Consider the following 19,492-nt stretch of genomic DNA (forward strand, 5'->3'; position numbering starts at 1 on the left):
ATTATTTTTCTATCAAAATATCAATCTAACCTCAGTATATTGGCGAAAAAATGAAGAAAAATTGCTGCAATTAATAAAATAATGAGGCTTTAACAGCCTCATTATTTTAATCCAAAATATTCCAGAATACTGTCTGATATTATTTTAGCGAACAAATCTATATATACACCGGATTTAAAGCTTATTTCTACTGTTGGATTTGAAAGAAATTCAAGTTCAAATAATACTGCCGGGCATTTAGTATATGCCAGTACTGCAAATTCAGCTGCATGTATGGATCTAAAAGGAATGTTGTTTTCTTTGATGCGTTTTCTTAATAATTCTGCAAATTTTTTGCTTTCTGGAATTGAATTTTTCTTTTCTATAACTCTTGATTCTATTATATCCTTATTTTTTTTCATGTCGAGGTTTTCTTTCCTTGCGATTTTTCTGGCGTATTTATCGTTTGAAAATGAGAAATAATAAATTTCCGAACCTCGAACACTTCGATTTTCAAGATATGAATTGAGATGTATACTTACAAATAAATCTGCCCCAACATCATTTGCAAATTTTGCACGATTATATAATTCTACAAATTTATCATAGCTTCTTGTGAGATAAACCCTTATATTTTTATTTTTTAATAATTCCTGTGTTTTTAATGCAACCTTTAAAGCGACATCTTTTTCTTTCGTTCCAAGATATCCAAGAGCACCAGGATCAAAGTCTCCATGTCCGGGATCTAAAACCACTATAGGTGCAGTGAATTTTTCTGTTAATTCTATATCAAGAATAATTCTTCCGTTTTCTGTGATTTTGGTATATTTTTTTGCTTCGGCACCAAGTATTATGGTTACCCATATTTCTTTTTTAGAATGTTGCATGGCTTTTATCTGTTTTAGGAATTTATTGTTATATGTTTTTGAAAAGGAAACTTCAGGAATCTCAGCACCATATATTTTTATTAAATATCCCGGTGCAGATGTGAGCGAATATACTTCATATTTTTCCGGTTTCATTGAAAATTCCATAATAACACGCAATCTTTCATTCATTAAAAAGCCGTCTATACTTTTTAATTTTGCAAGGTTGTAATTTAAATAATAACCCTTTGAATTAGTAAAATATTCAAGATTTGCAATTTGGGCTAATGTGCTTAATTCAACATAATAATTTTTATTTATATATTTAAAATTATTTTTGTCTAGTGTTAGTGATTCAGAAGAATTCAATATGGCAATTTGTGCATTTGGAAATACAACTGCTGACCATGTATCCTGAAATTTTATTATTAATAGATTTTCAGATGTAGAAATTACGTCGTATTCAAGATGTTTTAAATAAGAAACATTGAGGAAAATCTTTCCATTTTCCTCAATGTAATTAAGTCTATCTACTTTTTTCCATTGTAAAAACAAGTCTTTTGAAAATAATTGTATTGAAAATATAATTATTAGGAAAATTAAAAGAGGTAATTTTTTATTATAATTCATGCATTACTCGCCACCCATATAGTTTTTATCTATTTCAACATGTGCAAACTTCATTCCTGGTAAAAAGATCATAGGATTTACGCTCTTTTCATCAAGTGTTCTTACTTCAAAATGAACATGAGGACCTGTGGATATTCCTGTACTTCCAACTCTTCCAATTAATTCACCCTTTTTAACAATTATTCCAGGAACAACATCCGCTCTGGACATGTGTGCAAATATATAATAATGTTTTCCAGCCTTTATTTTTACATATATTCCATAACCTTTATCTTTTTTTACTTCTACAACCTTTCCGGTTATAGAAGAAAATATAGGTAATCCTTCGCTTAAAGCTATATCTATTCCACTATGAAATCTTTTTTCGTGGTAAATTGGATGTATTCTCCAACCGTAAGGTGAGGTTAATTCTCCCCATACAGGCCATGAAACAGTAACCTTTTTATTGTAGGATAATCCAAGATAATTGTAAGGTATTAATAATTTCTGACCTACATATATTTTTTCTGGATTTGTTATATGATTGTATTTTATTAAGAGATTTAAGTCTGTAAACATCGATTTGGCAATATATGAAAGATTATCACCAGATTTTACTGTATATATAAAAACAGGTTCTTCCGGGATTTTAATTTTTTGTCCTGGATATATATATTTCTTATAAGCGAGTTCGGGATTATAATCAACAATTAATGATAAGGGAATATTATGTTTATATGCAATTAGTTCTAGAGAATCGCCAGATTTTACTGTGTATGTGTATGTATTAACAGAAAATATAGTTGTAATTAATAATGTTAAAATAATTAAAAAAATCCGATTTTTCATTATTTTCCTCCCAACAACTCTACGATTTTATCTGCTATTTCATAATTTGGAAGAACAAAATCTGCATAATTTTCTTCGACAACAGCTTTAGGCATTCCATATACTACGCAGGTTTCTTTTGATTCAGCAATTATTTTTCCGCCATAATGTTTAATTTTAAATGCACCTTTTGCACCATCTTTACCCATTCCTGTTAATACTGCGGCAATTATATTTGATTTATAAATTTCTGCGGCAAGATCAAATGTAAAATCTGCAGCAGGTCTAACATTATTTATTTTATCTGATTGATCAAGGAATGTATATACCTTGCTTCCGGAAGCTTTTAAACCAAGATGGTAATTTCCAGGTGCAATATATACAGTATCTGGTTTTAATTCTTCATTGTCTTCAGCTTCTTTTACATGCAATTCGGAAATCTTATCCAATCTTTTTGCGAGAGAATTGGTAAATCCTGGAGGCATGTGCTGAACAACAACCACCGGAACATTTATCCCTTTTGGTAAGTTAGGAATAATTGTATCTAATGATCTTGGGCCACCAGTAGAAGAAGCAATTAAAACAATCTTTTGTCCTCTTAACATTGTTGATATTCTTGGTTTTTTAGGTTTGATCCTTCTCATAGTCATTTTAGTCACATCAACCTTTGCAGCATTTCTTATTTTTTCCAATAATTCGTCAGCAACAGTCCTGAATGTCCATGAAACGCTTCCGGCAGGTTTTTGTATAAAATCTACAGCGCCATTTTCCAGTGCTTCAATTGTAATTTCAGAATCCTTTGAAGTTAAACTACTAACCATTATAATAGGTGTAGGTCTTTTTTTCATAATTATTTTTACAGCTTCAAGACCGTTTAATTCCGGCATTTCGACATCCATTGTAATTACATCTGGTTTTAATTGAATAGCCTTTTCAACACCTTCAAGACCTGTTTTGGCTATTCCAACGACCTTCATATCCTTTTGTTTTTCAATAATATCTTTTAAAACCATTCTCATGAATCCAGAATCGTCTACTATTAATATTTTAATTACTTTATCATCCATTGTTATCCCTCCCTTTTTTTCAGGATGCTGCCGATAATTATAAATAAAATGAATAGTATACCTATAATTATACCATATTTGGGAGGCCAATTAAACATTTTGCCACCGAATATTACAGCTGCAACAACAATAGAAAAAGTAGCTGCGATTAATACCGCAGCTGCTCCTAAATCTTTTATAATACCAACAATTGCATTATATTCTGGATGCATTAAATCCATCATTTTTTCTACAAGTGTATTAATTGTTTCAAGGATAAGTACCATGAATATTGCCAGAGATATCCATAGTATCTGACTTTCATCAAGATTTAATATAATAGCCAATATAAAAGCCAATAATGCAAATGTAGTTTGTATTTTGAAATTTCTTTGGGTTGTAAAAACTTCAAATAATCCCTGGATAGCAAATTTTAAACTTTTTGAAAATTTTCTCATTAAAAACCTCTTCCTACTGAATGTCCGTTATTTTTTATTTCATATTTCTTTTCGACGAATTCATATCCAATCTTTAATGCTTTTTCATCTATTTCATAAAATCTCTCATTAACTCTCTTTTTCATTACTTCTACTAATGTATCAAGGCTAACAATGCCACAATTTTTAGCAATTGCCCCTAAACCTATCATATTAGCAACATTTGAATTGCCTAATTTTTCATAAGCTAATTTTGAAGCAGGAATTGGAATAATCTTTTTTGTTACCCTTGCAACAGTTTGAGGTAATGCTTTTATATATGAGCTGTCGTAGAATATGATACCATTATTTTTAACTTTTGAAAGATGAGAAAATGCAATATCATGCATTAAGTATAATACATCAAATGTTTCAGCTTTAGGGTAATCTATGGTTTCTTCAGAAAAAAGAACGTCACAAAATGATAAACCTCCCCTAACCTGAGCACCATAGTGTTGAGATTGAACAACCCAATACCCTTCTTTTACCAATGATTCAGCAAGTATTAATCCCATTAAAATATTACCCTGACCGCCCATACCGCTAATTCTTATGCTTGAAGGTTCTCTTAATTTCATTTAGCAACACCACCTAATTTAGCAGAGATTTCTGCGTATAAGTCTAAATAGGTTTTTTTAGCATCATCTTTATGGAATTCTCCAATTACTATTTTTCCTTCCAATTCTTCTTTTGACATATCTTTTGCTTTGTTTATTGTAATAGCATTATTTTTAAAGTAGTCCATAAACTGTGTTGGTTTTGACATTCCATTATATCTTCCATAGTAAGTATGACAATTTGATACTATTTCAACAACAGACATACCTTTGTGTTTTATAGCATTTTCTATATATTTAACGCTTTGCATGTAATGATATACTGTACTTCTTGCAACATAGGTAGCACCAGAAGCAATAGCCATTTGAACAGGATCAAAAGAGCGCTCAACATTTCCATATGGTGCTGTTGAAGCAGTTGCTTCATGAGGAGTGGTTGGCGAATATTGACCACCTGTCATGCCGTATATTGTATTATTAAATAGTATTACTGTTAGATTCATATTTCTTCTACAGGCGTGTATAAAATGATTTCCACCAATAGCGAGCATATCACCATCTCCACCCATTACAACAACTTCGAGATCAGGCCTTGCAAGCTTTACACCTGTAGCAAATGGAATAGCTCTTCCGTGTAATGTGTGAAGAGTATTAAAATCTAAATATCCTGTAACTCTTGAAGAACAACCAATACCAGAAACAACAGCAACCTTATTTTTATCAAGGTTTAAATTAGCAGCTGCTTCAATAAAAGATTTCATAATTATACCATTTCCGCAGCCTGGACACCATACATTTGGAAGTCTATCTTTTCTGAGATACTGAAAATACTTTTGAGTAGGCATGCCGCACCTCCGATTTATTTTAATTGGAATAGCCTGTATTCAATATTTGAAAGTTTAAAAAATAATTTTGTTAATGAATCTGGATAATCTCCACCATATATTACACGCTTAATACCGGCGTTTATTATAAGCCTTGCGCAAACAGAACATGGTTGATGAGTTACATATATTGTTGCACCGTCAGTTGAAATTCCGAATTTTGCTGCCTGCATTAAAGCATTTTGTTCAGCGTGTAATCCATAACATATTTCCTGATGTTCACCGCTTTTTATATTTAATTCATCTCTGATACAGGTAATTTGATCACAGTGAGGAAAACCTGATGGTGGCTGGTTGTAGCCTGTTGCCAATACGCGTTTATCCTTTACTATTACAGCTCCAACCTTTCTATGGGTACACGATGATCTCTCACTAACAAGAAAAGCTATTTTCATAAAATAATTGTCCCAATCTTCAATATTTTTCTTTTCAGGAAAACTTATTTCCAATAATTTATTTTTTTTTATATATTCATCTACCCTATCCCTTAAACTCATAATATATTTTCCCTCACTTCCAGTATTTTTTCAAATACCATTTTAGATAAATCCAGGCCTTTTTCGTTTAATCTGACGTAATCATCAACAATAATCATATCAGATACCTCAGTACTCAAATTTTTGATGAATTTTAAAAATAAATCTCCGTATTTTTTTTCTAAATTTTTAACGCTTATTCCTTTTATAAGTCTTAATCCCATAAATAATTCTTCTGTTAATTCATTTAAAGGTTCATTTTGAACATAATAATCATATGGAATTTCATTGTTTGCTAATTTTTCCATATAGTCTTTCAATATCCATGTTTTTGTATATCTTATATTGCCAATATGACCACCGGCAGAAATTCCAAAACCATGATAATTTTCGTTATTCCAGTATTTTAGATTATGTTTACATTCAAAATTATTTTTTGCCCAATTGGAAATTTCGTAACGTTGATAACCTACTTTTGAAAGTTCAGAAATAACAAAATCATAACCTTCTTCTATAAATGCATCATCAGGTAATGAAAGTTTTCCTTTGTTTAGTAAACTCCGAAGTGGAGTTTCATGATCGCTATCAAAAATATAATATGAGACATGATCAGGCTGCATTTTTTCTATATATTTAATATTTTCTTCTAAACTTTTCCAGTTATCTCCTGGTAATCCTAAGATAAAATCAAAATTTATATTTGAAAAATACCTTCTAGCAAGATAATACTTTTCCTGTATAACTTCGTTGTTGTATTTTCTATTCATTCTTTTTAAGATTTCATTATCAAAAGTTTGCACACCAATACTCAGTCTATTTATACCAAGTGAGAAATATGTATGTAATAATTCTTCAGTAAGAATTTCAGGATTGCTTTCAATAGTTATTTCGTCAGGTTGAAAATTGAAAGAATCTGATAATTTTTTAAATAATTTTTCTATATTTTTTATATCAACATAAGTAGGTGTTCCACCGCCTAAAAAAAGAGTTTCGATTTTCAGATTTTTGTCCTTATATAAATCTATTTCCTTAAAAAGCGATTCAAAATATCTATCCTGAATATTTAAATTTGTTGTCATGGGATAATCACAATATAAACATTTTGATTTGCAAAATGGAATATGTATATATAATCCAATTTTATTAGTATTCAATGAAGAAACACCATCCATTATTGGTTATTATTATGCTTAAAGGATTTTTAATATCGTTTTTGCTTAGATACAATAAGAACCCAGCATCTTCGGACATCTTCATCTGCATGCCAATATAATATTCGCTTTTATCTATTTTAAATGGTGATTGAAATGTGAAATAAGGATAATAATTATTTTCAGAATATAAAACTCCGTATCCCCAAAATCCAGAAAAATACTTGTTTTCTAATATTCCAACAGGTAAACTCAGCGAAATACCTAAAGAGGATTCACCTAGAATAAAAGGTATTTTCATGTATCTTTGTGCATATACTGAGTAATTTGACACAGAAAAATCTGTATTTTTATATTTGAAACTATTTGAATATGTGGTGAGCTTTAATATAGTAGCTGCTAATATGTTAGAAGAAGAAAGATTACGTGTTTCACTTCCGTTTTTAAATACTGAATTGTATGAATATGAGAAGCTTTTCATTGCCAGTTGATTGGAGTATTTTTTTATAGAATAAAAAATTTCTGGAGAATTGTTTTCTATATCGTATTTTATTCCAAAATCAAAAATTCTTTCGCCGATTTTTAATTTTATTTTTTTAAAGAATATTTTTTGATATGTATAAAATTCTTTGGAGCCAGTATAATATGTTCCAAGTGTTGGAAAGTGTAAATCGTAAGAGAATGGATATTTTCCTGATATTCCAAGATTTTGATTTTTAGTACTCCAAAACGGTATTTTTAATTCGAGATAATTATTGGTTATTTCATAATTAATGGAAAATGAAGTGATAAATAACAATAGTAAAAGAGAGATTAAAATATTTTTTTTCATGAGGCACCTCCTGATATAATAAATTTTAAAATTCTCCACCAAGAAGAATTATATCACAATTTTAATTTTCATATTAGCAAATTTGAAAAACTTTTCTGATATAATATAGAAAATTTTCATTGTTGTAATAGACGGAGGTGAAGTTATGTATAATCCTGAATTGATAAGAAATATCAGTATTATAGCGCATATAGATCATGGTAAAACAACATTGGTTGATAGAATACTTGAAATAACAAAAAGCATTGATAATCGTAAAATGCATGACCAATATCTTGATATGATGGATATTGAACAGGAAAGAGGTATTACAATAAAAGCACAACCTGTTAAAATTATGTATCCAGCTAAAGATGGAAATACCTATGAAATAAATATTATAGATACACCGGGGCATGTTGATTTTACATATGAGGTTTCAAGAAGTCTTGCAGCATGTGAAGGAGCAGTGTTGCTCGTTGATGCATCTCAGGGGGTAGAAGCACAAACAGTTGCAAATACATATCTTGCAATAGAAAATGATCTTGAAATTATTCCTGCGGTCAATAAAATCGATTTGCCAAATGCCAATGTTGAAGAGACATTGGCTGAAATAGAAGATTTAATAGGTATTTCAGCAGATGACGCGTTAAAGGTGTCCGGAAAAACAGGTGAAGGTGTTGAAGAGCTACTTGAAGAGATTATAAAGAGAATTCCAGCTCCTACCTCCAAAGGAACAAGTGAAGATAAGTTAAAGGCTTTGATATTTGATGCAAAGTATGATAAATATAGAGGAGTAATCATATATACGAGAATATATGGAGGAACAGTTAAAACTGGCGATAAAATAATGACTATGTCAAATAAAGAAACATATGAAGTTGTTGAAGTTGGAATATTCCATCCCGAAATGCAAAAAACAGATTCATTATCTGCTGGTGAAGTTGGATATATAATCGCAGGAATCAAAGAGGTTGAGCTTGCACGTGTAGGTGATACCATAACAAGTGCAACAGATCCAATAGATGAACCATTGCCAGGATATAAAGAAGTGAAACCTATGGTATATGCAGGTATATATCCTGGTGTTCCAGATTATTATGAAGAATTAAGAAAAGCGCTTGATAAACTAAAATTAAATGACGCTGCTTTAACCTTTAATCCTGAACATTCACCTGCGCTTGGATTTGGTTTTAGATGTGGTTTTCTTGGATTATTACATATGGATGTTGTAAGAGAAAGAATAGAAAGAGAATTTGAATTAGCCATTATATTAACAGCTCCAAATGTTGTTTATAAGGCTAAATTGAAAAATGGCGAAGAAATAGAAATTCATGATCCAACACAATTTCCTGATCAGGATTTATTGGAAGAAGTATATGAACCATATGTAAAACTTGATATTATTACACCAACAGAATATATGGGCGGTTTAATGGGTGTAGTTCAAAATGAAAAACGAGGAGAATTTGTTTCTGTATCAAATGCTGGTAAAGATAGGGTAGTTATGCATTTTGAAGTTCCACTTGGCGAAATAATCTTTGATTTCTTTGATAGAATGAAAGCGATTAGCCGCGGATATGCTTCAATGGATTATGAATTAATAGGATTTAGAAAATCTGATTTATTAAAGGTTACAATACTTGTTAATAGAGAGCCAGTTGAAGCGTTGTCGTTTATTGCACATAGAAGTAAATTATATGAAATGTCGAAGAAAATGGTAGAAAAATTAAAGGATCTCATCCCAAAACATCAGTTTGAAATTCCAATACAGGCAAAAGCAGATGGAAGAATTATTGCAAGATCCACAATTAAAGCATATAGGAAAGATGTTCTTGCAAAGTGTTATGGTGGAGATATAACAAGAAAGATGAAATTGCTTGAAAAACAAAAAGAAGGTAAGAAAAGAATGCGCCAAATTGGTAGGGTAACAATACCTCAAAATGCATTTCTTGCAATTTTGAAAATAAATGAGGAAGAAAAATAAATTTTCCCCCTTCAGGATAATGAAGGGGGATTTTTTAAACAAATATCAATAGCTTTTTCTAATAAAAGATCTTCTTCTGGTTCTCTGATATTTTCATATATTATACCAAAATAAGGATCTTCGATTTTTATGTTTGGTTCAAAACCTTTTCCTGAAATATTTTCGCCATTTAAAGATATATATTGTCCTACAGGTATTATTATTTTTCTATTTTCATCAAGAGAAAATGTATTTAAAATTTCAGATTTTCCATAAGTTCTTTCGCCAATAACAGTTGCAAGGTTATTATCCCTGAGATATAATCCAACCAATTCAGAAGCTGAAGCGCTAAATCTGTTTACAATTACAACTATTTTTTTATTATTTAATTCTTTTCTGTATTTGATATTTTGAATTCGACTGAGCATATAATAATTATTTTTAAGTTTTATATTATAAAATACATTTTGAGGAGATAAAAGCGAAAGGACTTTTTGAGCTTCATTTAAAGAACCACCATGATTATTTCTTAAGTCAATAATTATATTGTCGATTTTTCTTTCAATTGCAAGATTAATATAATCATTAAATCCTTCAAATAATCCTTCACCAAAATAGTTTATTTTTATTATCAAAAATTTTTTTTCTTTTTCTTTAATGACCTTTGTATCCATCATTTTATAAAAACCCGTCCTTTTTGAAAAGGAAATGTTAAATGTTTCTCGATTTTTGTTTAAAACAGTTATTGTAAAATTTTCCGTGTTTTCGAATGAGGGAATATCATCTCTTCTAACATCTTTGCCGTTAATTGCTATTATATAATCTCCTGAACGCAAACCTTCTTTATAAACCTTTGAACCGAAAAAGACCTCTGATACCTCTACTGCCTGTTTTTTAAAATTATATTTTCCTGTAAAACCCAGTTTATATGCATAATCTGATGCGAGATCAACATAATCTTTATTGGATTTTATAAAATCGCTATATTTTGTATGAAGTCCCTGTATAGCATTATATAACATATCATCAATTTCTTCATCTGTTAATTCTGGATAGTAGTTGTTTTTTATGCAATTGTACATTTTTCCAAATATATTAGATTCATGTAGTTTAAGTTTATATTCTGTATTTAGCCATATAAGGTAGAATATTGCAGCAACGATTAAAAGATTTAAAATAAATTTTGTTTTCCACATAGTATTCCTCCTTGTAAAAGATTATAGTAAATAAATAATAAGTGCCCAATAAATATGATCGGATCTTTTTATAATATAATACATCAAAAGAAAAAATACAAAGGAATATATATATCCTGTGAATAAAACATTATTAAATGAAAAATAAAATGAACTGTTTGTAAGTTTCAACCCATTTACAAATAATGATGCAAAGAAAGCTATTAAGAATGGTGATATAATACTGTCTGGATATGCATGTTCCATATCATCACGTAATTTTATACATAGAAAATAAATTAGGATAATTGCAAAAATAATAGAGGATTTGTTATAAAAAACATATATGTTATATTTAATATTATGTAAAACATGAATTAGCGTTAATGCCAATATCAGCAAAAGCAATTTCGTATCCTTAAAATTTTCTAGTACGCTGTTGATATCTATTCTAAGAAAATATAAATCATCTTCTTTAGTAAATGAGATTATGCTTTTAAAGAGTATATATATTGTAATAAAATTCAAAATGCCATTTCCATAAGGAAGACGCATATATAATGCAATATTTGAATACAAAACCATAAGAAAAATAGCAAAGAAGTAAAAAATATCTTTTTTTTCATTTGAATCATAAAATTCCACATTTTCCCTCCTTTTTTGTTAATAAATTATATTTTTAACAAACTTGTACAATATTATATCAAAAAAAAATATCTTTTTCAATAAAAAAATCCTGAGAGTTGTTAATTCTCTCAGGATTTTTTATAATAATCAATAGTTAAGAAATTTTAGTTTTGGAATTGTGACAATAACTTTCTTGCATTGTCTTCATCTTTTATCATTTGACTGATTAATTCTTTTTCAGATGAAAATTTCATTTCTTCTCTCATGAATTTTAAAACTTCAACTTCAATGACTTTATTATATAAATCACCAAAATAATCAAGGAAATATATTTCAACCTTTGGTTCTTTTATATCCAGATTAAAGGTTGGTCTCATTCCAACGCTCATAAGACCGAAATACTTGTATGGTGAATTTTTTACCCCGCCATATACAAGATATACTCCAAATTTAGGGTAAATAATTTTTTCTTTATATCTAATATCAATGTTTGCTGTTGGAAATCCCAGTTTAAATCCAACATGCCTATCTTCATATACGGGGCCTTCCAATGTCCAGTTTCTTCCGAGTAACTTATTTGCTTCTTCAATTCTTCCATTTTGTATAGACCTTCTTATAAATGTTGAACTAATACGTGTTTCTGAAGTTTTTATATCGTTTATTATTTCCACTATAAAATCTTTCTTATGTCTTTCTGCGAGAAGGAAATTTATATCTCCTTTTTTACCTTTACCAAATGTAAAATCTTCTCCGCATACTATACATTTCATTCCATTATTTAAAAGAAAATCCAGGTATTCTCCATGAGTAATGTTGATGACATCTGGAAGTTCAAATACTTCTGTTTCAAAACCCATAGATTGCAAAATTTCTTCTCTTTTATATGATGGGTAAATTAATCCAACAAAATCATTGGAAAAATGATGTAAAGCCGGATATTTCATTATATATGCTTTGGGTTTTAATTGATGTTTTTCCGCATAATCCAGAGTTTTTTTTAAAATTACCTGATGACCTTTATGTACGCCGTCGAAAGTACCAATTGTTACCGCATAATTCATAGTTCCACCTCATATTGATAATTTAACATCTTTAATCAAAGAAAATTTGAGCAAGTTTATAATATTCAAAAGGGACAAGTTTTTTGGTTGCTACACCATATTCCAATGGGATGGAGATAATTTCATTTCCCTTTAATGCAACCATTCTTCCAAAATCTCTTTTTTTGACTAAATTCATAGCTTCTACGCCATATCTTGTTCCAAGTATTCTGTCAAATGCAGTTGGGGTTCCGCCTCTTAATAGATGACCGAGAACTACAGAACGTGTTTCATAACCTGTTTTTTGTTCTATTATTTCTGCAAGATAATGAGCTACACCACCCAATCTAATATGTCCAAAGGCATCTATTGTTGATTTATCTGCAACCACTTCTTCTAATTCTGTTGGTTTAAATCCTTCTGCTACAGCTATTATCATATATCTATTTTTTTTCATTCTTCTATTGACATATGTTACAATTTCATTTATAGTCATTGGAAATTCTGGAATCAAAATTAAATGAGCTCCTGCCGCAAGTCCAGCTTCAATGGTTATCCAGCCAGCTTCTCTTCCCATAAGTTCAACAATCATTACACGTTGATGTGATTTCGCAGTAGAATGCAATCTATCAATGGCATCTGCGCCAACGTTTACAGCGGTATGAAAACCAAAAGTATAATCTGTATTTGAAACATCATTATCTATAGTTTTAGGAACACCAACTACAGGATATCCTAAACTTGAAAGTTTAGCAGCAACTGATAAGGTATCATCACCGCCAATGGCTATTAAAGCGTCAAACCCAAGTTCTTTAAAATTTTTTTCTAAAAGCATTCTATCTTCTTCTCTTTTAAATGGGTTTACTCTTGCAGTTCCGAGAATAGTTCCGCCTAAAATATGAATACCTTCTACATCTTCATTATCAAGTTTCATAACATCTTTTGATAACATACCTTTCCATCCGTTTAAAACTCCATAAATTTCATAACCTTCGCCTGAAGATCTAACAATACCTCTAATAACAGCATTTAAACCGGGACAATCTCCACCACCAGTTAAAATTCCTATTCGCATAATTCTCCCTCCCTGAAATATTAAAATGAAAGAAAATATTTATAATTCATATTTAATATTCAAATCGTCTTAACAGTATTATATCATATGCAGGAGATATTGTATAGTTAGAATGGCTAATTATAATTAATAAAATTTATTTTTGATATTATTGTAATTTTATTAAAATTATAGTATAATATGTATGAATAAGTTAAAGGAGGAATACTATGAATGTAAAAGTAATTAATTCTATTCTCGATGCTTTCTCAAAAACATTTAAGATGGCAACAAATGATATGGATATTGCTATCCAGAAACCTGTTGTTGATAAAGGAGAGGGAAGATCCTATGAAGTTGTTGTTACCATAGGTTTTATAGGGGATTTACACGGGAATATTCATATAGGTCTTTCTGAAGAATCAGCAAGAGCGGTTGTTTCTAAGATGATGATGGGAATGCCTGTTGAAAAACTTGATGAAATGAGTTTAAGTGCTTTAGGAGAACTTGGAAATATGATATCCGGAGCGATAGCAGTGAATCTTGAACAGCTTGGTTATAAGATAAATATTACTCCTCCTTCGATTATGCATGGAAATAACATTATCTTTATTAAAGATGGTGTTTCTTTGAGATTCCCGTTAACAATAGAAGGAAAGTATTCTGAAGAGTTTTTTGTAGTATTAAAAAGCGCGATATGAGAAGGCGAGATAAATTTGGAGTAGATATTAAAATATTTGCGCAACTTAATCTGGTATATTTTTTTGCTTTAACTGTATTGGCAAATATATTTGTTGGCTACATAATAGGATATATATTATCTTCCATAACACATGCAGAGGTGTGGAAGATAATCTTTTTGTTTTTAGGTATTATTTCTGGTTTATATCAAGGGATAATGGAATTAATGAAGGAGGCAGAAAAACAGGATAATGAATTTAAACAACAAAGAAATAGACAAACAACTACTGGAAAAAATGAAGGAAATAGCGATTAAAATAGGAATCCTTTCTCTGGGAGAAGTCGTAATTTTGTTTGTTTTTTTTGGTTTGAAATCATTATGGATTTTTTGGGGGAGCTTTGGAGCCGTAATTGGAATTTTAATGATAGTTGAAGATATTAAAAAAATAGTAACCAACGGCAAACAGAAATTTCCAAAAGGGTATATTATACGATATATTTTTTTTGGTATAATATTACTTGTTGGAGCACTTTTTTCTGAGGTAGGATTGTTTTTAACATTTTTAGGATTATTAAATATGAAAATAGCTGCACTACTTTCACCAAAATAACGGGGAGGAATATATTATGTCTGAAAGTCAGAAAAAAACACTTCTTGTTTTATTCCTGATCTATTTAGGATTAGGGCTTGTAAATTTCATCTTTTTTCCTTCAGCTAATTTGGAAGGTGTAGGATTAAGATGGACTTATACGTTTGGAGATACACCCTCTTTTTGGAATACTATTAATCCAATGACATTAATTATGTCCGGACTTATTATTTTATTATTGATAGTTTTTGCTGCGGGTGTAAAATTTGAATTAATTCCAAACAAGAAACAATCGATAGTGGAGGCTTTGCTGGAATACTTTTGGGAATTAGTGGAAGACGCTGTTCCAAATCAAAGATATAGAAAAGCAATATTTGCTATTTCAACAACACTATTTTTATTTATTCTTGTTGCTAATTTACTTTCAGGTTTTCCGGGTATAAATGTAGCTCCTACGGAAGAAGGTATAAAATTTGGAATTTTGACAGACACATGGTATACTCCAACATCAGATTTAAATACAAATGGAACATTTGCTGTAATGGTTTTGGTAATAAGTCATATCTTTGCAATTAAAGCTAAAGGTATTGGTAGCTGGATAAAGATGTTTTTTGAACCAACACCTTTGTTATTTCCTTTGAATCTTATTGGAGAAATAGCAAAACCAGTTTCGCATTCATTAAGGTTGTTTGGTAATATATTTGGTGGAGGTATTCTTGTATTAATCATCAGTTATATGATTAAATATTTTGTATTACCTGTATTTTTATGGGGATTTTTTGGAATATTTGTTGGATTTATACAGGCTTTTGTGTTTTCGTTGCTTGCAATAGCATATATGGGATCATTGCTTGAAGAATAATTTTTGTATCAACAATAAATCTTTTTAAGGAGGTAGATTTAAATGGCTGTTGAACAGGTAGCACAGGAAATTGTAAAATCAGGAAGTGAAGCTGCATTAGGTACAGGTTTATACTACATGGGTAAATTTATTGGTGCAGGTTTAGCTATGGGTATTGGTGCTGTAGGTCCAGGTGTTGGAGAAGGTAATGTTGGTGCTCATGCTATGGATGCTATGGCAAGACAACCTGAAATGGCTGGTACATTAACAACAAGAATGTTGCTTGCTATGGCTGTTACAGAATCAACAGGTTTATATTCATTGGTTATCGCATTATTGATGTTAATCGTTTTACCATAATATATATTCGGGGTAGTAATCCCCATAAAAGGGGGTGCAAGTAAATGTTAGATATAAATTTTACGTCATTGGTTAATTTAGCAGGATTTTTTGTTTTATTATATTTTCTCTGGGTATCATTATACAAACCATTTTTTGATATTGCAGAGAAAAGAAGGCAAATAGTTGAAAGTGAGTTAAATCAATCTGAAAAACTCAGAAAAGAAGCTGAAGAGAAATTAGCTCAGGCAAATAAAGAGCTTGAAGAGATAAGAGCAAAGAAAGAAGATATTATAAAAGATGCAGAAAATCTTGCAAAAGATATAATTGCCAAAGCTAAAGAAGATGCAATGAATGAGAAAAGCAGAATAATTTCTGCAGCAGAAAAAGAAGCAGCTGAAATTAAAGAAGAAGCATATAAAGATATACAAAATAAAGTTGTTTCATTATCAATTGCAATTGCATCAATGATTTTAAAGAAAAATATCGATGAAAAAGTGAACGAAGAAATAATTAAAAGAGCATTTGAAGCTTTGGATAAGGGTGAAAAGTTATGAAAGCTTCAATTTCAGTTGCAACAAGATATGTAGATGCTTTTTTTGAATATTTATCAAAAAATAATAAATTGGATAAGTTAGAAGAATATGTTAATGCTATAAAGAAAATAGTTGAAAAAATTGAAAATGATCATATGTTTGCTGATATGATAGGTAATCCTTTGCTTCCAAAGGATTATATTGCTATGGAGATAGCAAAAACAGCAGAGATAGATGATGTTGATTTTAATAAGTTTATTAGAGCTATTGTTTATAAGAAGAGGCAATTAATGTTGCCAATGATTTTTACTTTATTAGAACAAAAAAACAATGAACTAAAAAAAGTAGTAAAGGTAAAGGTTATAACACCTTATGCCTTAAATAAAGAAAATATAGAAGAATTAAGAGGATTAATACATAAAAAAACCGGTAGAACAGCAGAGTTAGATTCTGAAATAGACGAATCATTAATAGGTGGTATGCAATTACAACTTGAAGACAAAGTATTTGACTATTCAGTAAAAGGAATACTGGAAAAAATCGGACGCGAGTACGCTTCCAAGCGGGGGTGATTTGTTTTGAGAATAAATCCTGATGAACTTGAAAAGGTAATTGAGGAACGTATTAAATCATATGAATCAGGTGAAATAAAAGAAGTTGGATGGATTATCCAGGTTGGTGACGGTATTGCCAGAGCATATGGGTTAAGAGATGCAATGGCAAGTGAGCTTGTGGAAATCCATACAGATGAAGGTGAAGTAATAGATGGTATAGCCTTAAACCTTGAAGAAGATAATGTTGGTATTATTATACTTGGTGATTATAAGGTTATTAAGGAAGGAAACAAAGTTGTTAGAACAGGAAGAATTGCAGAAGTTCCTGTTGGAGAAGAATTATTAGGAAGAGTTGTTAATCCATTGGGACAGCCTTTAGATGGAAAAGGTCCAATTAATGCTAAAAATACAAGACCAATAGAATTTAAAGCTCCAGGTGTTGTATTAAGAAAGCCTGTTGATACACCATTACAGACAGGTTTAAAAGCTATTGATACAATGATTCCTATTGGAAGAGGTCAAAGGGAATTAATTATTGGAGATAGACAAACAGGTAAAACAGCAATAGCTATAGATACAATCATTAACCAAAAAGGTAAAGGCGTTCACTGTATTTATGTTGCAGTAGGTCAGAAATCATCATCTGTTGCAAGAACAGTTGCAAAACTTGAGCAACATGGTGCAATGGAATATACAACAGTTGTTGTAGCAAGTGCAAGTGATCCAGCATCATTATTGTATCTTGCTCCATATGCAGGTTGTGCAATGGGCGAATATTTCATGTTTAATGGAAAAGATGCACTTGTTGTATATGATGACCTTTCAAAACACGCAGCAGCTTATAGGGAACTTTCATTGCTCTTGAGAAGACCACCAGGACGTGAAGCATATCCAGGTGATGTATTTTACTTGCATTCCAGATTATTGGAAAGGGCAGCAAGATTAAATGAAAAATATGGCGGAGGTTCATTAACCGCATTACCTATAATCGAAACACAGGCAAATGATGTTTCTGCATATATTCCTACAAATGTTATTTCTATTACAGATGGACAGATTTATCTTGAACCATCATTGTTCTATGCAGGACAAAGACCAGCTGTTAATGTTGGTTTATCAGTTTCAAGGGTTGGTGGTGCTGCACAGATTAAAGCTATGAAACAGGTTGCTGGTAGTTTGAGGCTTGATCTTGCACAGTACCGTGAACTTGAAGCATTTGCGCAATTTGCAACAGAACTTGATGAATCAACAAGGAAACAGTTAATCAGAGGTGAAAAGCTTTCTGAACTGTTAAAACAGGGGCAATATATGCCTATGGATGTTGAAGATCAGATTGCAGTCGTATTTGCTGGTGTAAATGGATATCTTGATGATATACCAACATCAAGCATATCAAAATTTGAAAAAGAATTCTTACAATTCTTAAAATCAAATAGACCTTCTATTTTAGAAGCAATAAAAACTAAAAAGAAAATTGATGATGAACTTGAAAAAGACTTAAGAAAAGCTATTGAAGACTTTAAACAGGGTTTTCAGGCTTAAGGCGGTGAAAGGCCATGAGTCGTGGAAAACTTAGAATATTAAAACAAAGGCGTGCTTCAACGCAGTCAACTATGAAAATTACAAAAGCAATGGAAATGGTTGCTGCGGCAAAAGCCAACAAGATTGTAAAAGATATTCAGGCATTAAAAGATTATGCATATTATGCAGAAAAGGTTATAAAGAAATTATCTCCTGTTGAAGATAGTATATATACATCAAAAAAGCCTGGCACTTTAATAGTAACAGTTACACCAGATATGGGGTTGTGCGGAGCATTCCCTATGGAATTAGCGAAGGAAGCTATGAACTTAGCAAATAAAACAGAAGATTTTGTTGGTTTTGTAAATATTGGAACAAAAGGTGAAATAGAACTTAAAAAAACAGGCAAATTAATATTATCCAGAACCAAACTATACGATGTTCCTACGCAGGAAAATGCAGAATATGTTCTTGATGATATAATTGATATTATTGAAGAAAAAGGTATAGGAAAGGTTAAAGTAGTATATGGTGCATTTAAAAATGCCCTTGTCCAAAAACCTGAAATAGTTGATTTGCTTCCTGTATCTTTTGAAGGTAAAAATGAATCAAGATATGAATATGAACCAGATTCAAAAGAACTATTTGAAGAAGCTGCATATTTATATCTTTTATCAAAAATGTATATGATTTTGTATGAAACAAAGATTAGTGAATTATATGCAAGGAAAAATGCAATGCATAATGCTACAGATAATGCAAAGAACTTAATCGAAAAGCTCACATTAGCTTATAATAAAGCAAGACAGGCTTCAATTACACAGGAATTAATCGAAATAGTAAACGGAGCACAGGCATTGCAAGAAGAATAATAAGAATTTTTGG

At 30.5% G+C, this 19,492-nt stretch carries 23 protein-coding genes; 10 read left to right on the forward strand and 13 right to left on the reverse strand.

Annotated features, from left to right (window positions below; genetic code table 11):
- Positions 1-101 precede the first annotated feature (101 nt).
- Genes XO10_RS07805 through XO10_RS07845 form a run of 9 tightly spaced genes read right to left on the reverse strand, consistent with a single transcriptional unit; the run spans position 102 to position 7,704 of the window.
- Positions 102-1,475 (reverse strand): N-acetylmuramoyl-L-alanine amidase, encoded by a 1,374-nt coding sequence (locus XO10_RS07805; RefSeq protein WP_175421371.1) that lies wholly within the window; start codon positions 1,473-1,475, stop codon positions 102-104.
- 3 nt (positions 1,476-1,478) lie between these two features.
- Positions 1,479-2,303, reverse strand: a complete 825-nt coding sequence (locus XO10_RS07810) for a M23 family metallopeptidase (protein WP_014297034.1) — start codon at positions 2,301-2,303, stop codon at positions 1,479-1,481.
- Positions 2,303-3,349, reverse strand: coding sequence for a chemotaxis response regulator protein-glutamate methylesterase (locus XO10_RS07815; RefSeq protein ID WP_014297035.1), 1,047 nt, complete (start codon positions 3,347-3,349; stop codon positions 2,303-2,305). Before XO10_RS07815 ends, XO10_RS07810 begins: the two co-directional genes overlap by 1 nt.
- 2 nt (positions 3,350-3,351) lie before the next feature.
- Positions 3,352-3,786, reverse strand: coding sequence for a diacylglycerol kinase family protein (locus XO10_RS07820; protein ID WP_175421372.1), 435 nt, complete (start codon positions 3,784-3,786; stop codon positions 3,352-3,354).
- The gene (locus XO10_RS07825) at positions 3,786-4,382 is read right to left on the reverse strand and encodes a 2-oxoacid:acceptor oxidoreductase family protein (protein WP_014297037.1); all 597 of its coding nucleotides are present in this window, start codon (positions 4,380-4,382) and stop codon (positions 3,786-3,788) included. Before XO10_RS07825 ends, XO10_RS07820 begins: the two co-directional genes overlap by 1 nt.
- On the reverse strand, positions 4,379-5,206 hold the full coding sequence (locus XO10_RS07830; protein WP_014297038.1) for a 2-oxoacid:ferredoxin oxidoreductase subunit beta: 828 nt from the start codon (positions 5,204-5,206) through the stop codon (positions 4,379-4,381). Before XO10_RS07830 ends, XO10_RS07825 begins: the two co-directional genes overlap by 4 nt.
- 14 nt (positions 5,207-5,220) lie before the next feature.
- The gene (locus XO10_RS07835) at positions 5,221-5,742 is read right to left on the reverse strand and encodes a dCMP deaminase family protein (protein ID WP_175418454.1); all 522 of its coding nucleotides are present in this window, start codon (positions 5,740-5,742) and stop codon (positions 5,221-5,223) included.
- Positions 5,739-6,875, reverse strand: a complete 1,137-nt coding sequence (gene hemW, locus XO10_RS07840) for a radical SAM family heme chaperone HemW (RefSeq protein WP_171814213.1) — start codon at positions 6,873-6,875, stop codon at positions 5,739-5,741. The genes XO10_RS07835 and hemW overlap by 4 nt, the downstream gene beginning before the upstream one ends.
- The gene (locus XO10_RS07845; RefSeq protein ID WP_014297041.1) at positions 6,865-7,704 is read right to left on the reverse strand and encodes a hypothetical protein; all 840 of its coding nucleotides are present in this window, start codon (positions 7,702-7,704) and stop codon (positions 6,865-6,867) included. Before XO10_RS07845 ends, hemW begins: the two co-directional genes overlap by 11 nt.
- Before the next feature lie 145 nt (positions 7,705-7,849).
- On the opposite strand from XO10_RS07845, the gene lepA reads away from it, so the two are divergent.
- Positions 7,850-9,670, forward strand: a complete 1,821-nt coding sequence (gene lepA, locus XO10_RS07850; RefSeq protein ID WP_014297042.1) for a translation elongation factor 4 — start codon at positions 7,850-7,852, stop codon at positions 9,668-9,670.
- Between the two features lie 11 nt (positions 9,671-9,681).
- On the opposite strand, the gene XO10_RS07855 is transcribed toward lepA, so the two are convergent.
- The 4 genes from XO10_RS07855 to XO10_RS07870 form a co-directional block, all read right to left on the reverse strand.
- A complete protein-coding gene (locus XO10_RS07855; protein ID WP_175421373.1) occupies positions 9,682-10,845 on the reverse strand; it encodes a S41 family peptidase in 1,164 nt (387 codons plus the stop codon).
- A 21-nt stretch (positions 10,846-10,866) separates the two neighbouring features.
- Positions 10,867-11,469 (reverse strand): hypothetical protein, encoded by a 603-nt coding sequence (locus tag XO10_RS07860; protein ID WP_014297044.1) that lies wholly within the window; start codon positions 11,467-11,469, stop codon positions 10,867-10,869.
- Positions 11,470-11,615: 146 nt separating this feature from the next.
- Positions 11,616-12,512, reverse strand: coding sequence for a riboflavin biosynthesis protein RibF (gene ribF / locus XO10_RS07865; RefSeq protein WP_014297045.1), 897 nt, complete (start codon positions 12,510-12,512; stop codon positions 11,616-11,618).
- 31 nt (positions 12,513-12,543) lie between these two features.
- Positions 12,544-13,566 carry a 6-phosphofructokinase gene (locus tag XO10_RS07870; RefSeq protein WP_014297046.1) on the reverse strand — a complete coding sequence of 341 codons (1,023 nt, stop codon included), beginning with the start codon at positions 13,564-13,566 and terminating at the stop codon, positions 12,544-12,546.
- Between the two features lie 209 nt (positions 13,567-13,775).
- On the opposite strand from XO10_RS07870, the gene XO10_RS07875 reads away from it, so the two are divergent.
- From XO10_RS07875 to atpG, 9 genes are read left to right on the forward strand one after another with little or no spacing between them, the layout of a single operon-like run.
- Positions 13,776-14,246 carry a chemotaxis protein CheX gene (locus XO10_RS07875; RefSeq protein WP_014297047.1) on the forward strand — a complete coding sequence of 157 codons (471 nt, stop codon included), beginning with the start codon at positions 13,776-13,778 and terminating at the stop codon, positions 14,244-14,246.
- Complete coding sequence (locus tag XO10_RS07880) at positions 14,243-14,542, forward strand: AtpZ/AtpI family protein (protein WP_014297048.1); 300 nt, start codon at positions 14,243-14,245, stop codon at positions 14,540-14,542. The genes XO10_RS07875 and XO10_RS07880 overlap by 4 nt, the downstream gene beginning before the upstream one ends.
- Positions 14,478-14,837, forward strand: a complete 360-nt coding sequence (locus XO10_RS07885) for a hypothetical protein (protein ID WP_148265164.1) — start codon at positions 14,478-14,480, stop codon at positions 14,835-14,837. The genes XO10_RS07880 and XO10_RS07885 overlap by 65 nt, the downstream gene beginning before the upstream one ends.
- Before the next feature lie 16 nt (positions 14,838-14,853).
- Positions 14,854-15,678, forward strand: coding sequence for a F0F1 ATP synthase subunit A (gene atpB, locus XO10_RS07890; protein ID WP_014297050.1), 825 nt, complete (start codon positions 14,854-14,856; stop codon positions 15,676-15,678).
- 42 nt (positions 15,679-15,720) lie between these two features.
- Positions 15,721-16,017, forward strand: a complete 297-nt coding sequence (locus tag XO10_RS07895) for a F0F1 ATP synthase subunit C (protein WP_014297051.1) — start codon at positions 15,721-15,723, stop codon at positions 16,015-16,017.
- A gap of 44 nt (positions 16,018-16,061) precedes the next feature.
- Positions 16,062-16,553, forward strand: coding sequence for a F0F1 ATP synthase subunit B (gene atpF / locus XO10_RS07900; RefSeq protein WP_014297052.1), 492 nt, complete (start codon positions 16,062-16,064; stop codon positions 16,551-16,553).
- Positions 16,550-17,104, forward strand: coding sequence for an ATP synthase F1 subunit delta (atpH, locus tag XO10_RS07905; RefSeq protein ID WP_014297053.1), 555 nt, complete (start codon positions 16,550-16,552; stop codon positions 17,102-17,104). The genes atpF and atpH overlap by 4 nt, the downstream gene beginning before the upstream one ends.
- A 6-nt stretch (positions 17,105-17,110) precedes the next feature.
- Positions 17,111-18,628: a F0F1 ATP synthase subunit alpha gene (gene atpA, locus XO10_RS07910; RefSeq protein ID WP_014297054.1), complete on the forward strand. Its 1,518-nt coding sequence runs from the start codon at positions 17,111-17,113 to the stop codon at positions 18,626-18,628.
- Positions 18,629-18,642: 14 nt separating this feature from the next.
- Positions 18,643-19,479 (forward strand): ATP synthase F1 subunit gamma, encoded by an 837-nt coding sequence (gene atpG, locus XO10_RS07915; RefSeq protein ID WP_014297055.1) that lies wholly within the window; start codon positions 18,643-18,645, stop codon positions 19,477-19,479.
- Positions 19,480-19,492: the final 13 nt, after the last annotated feature.

The organism is Marinitoga sp. 1135, assembly GCF_013363245.1.
Lineage (GTDB): Bacteria > Thermotogota > Thermotogae > Petrotogales > Petrotogaceae > Marinitoga > Marinitoga piezophila.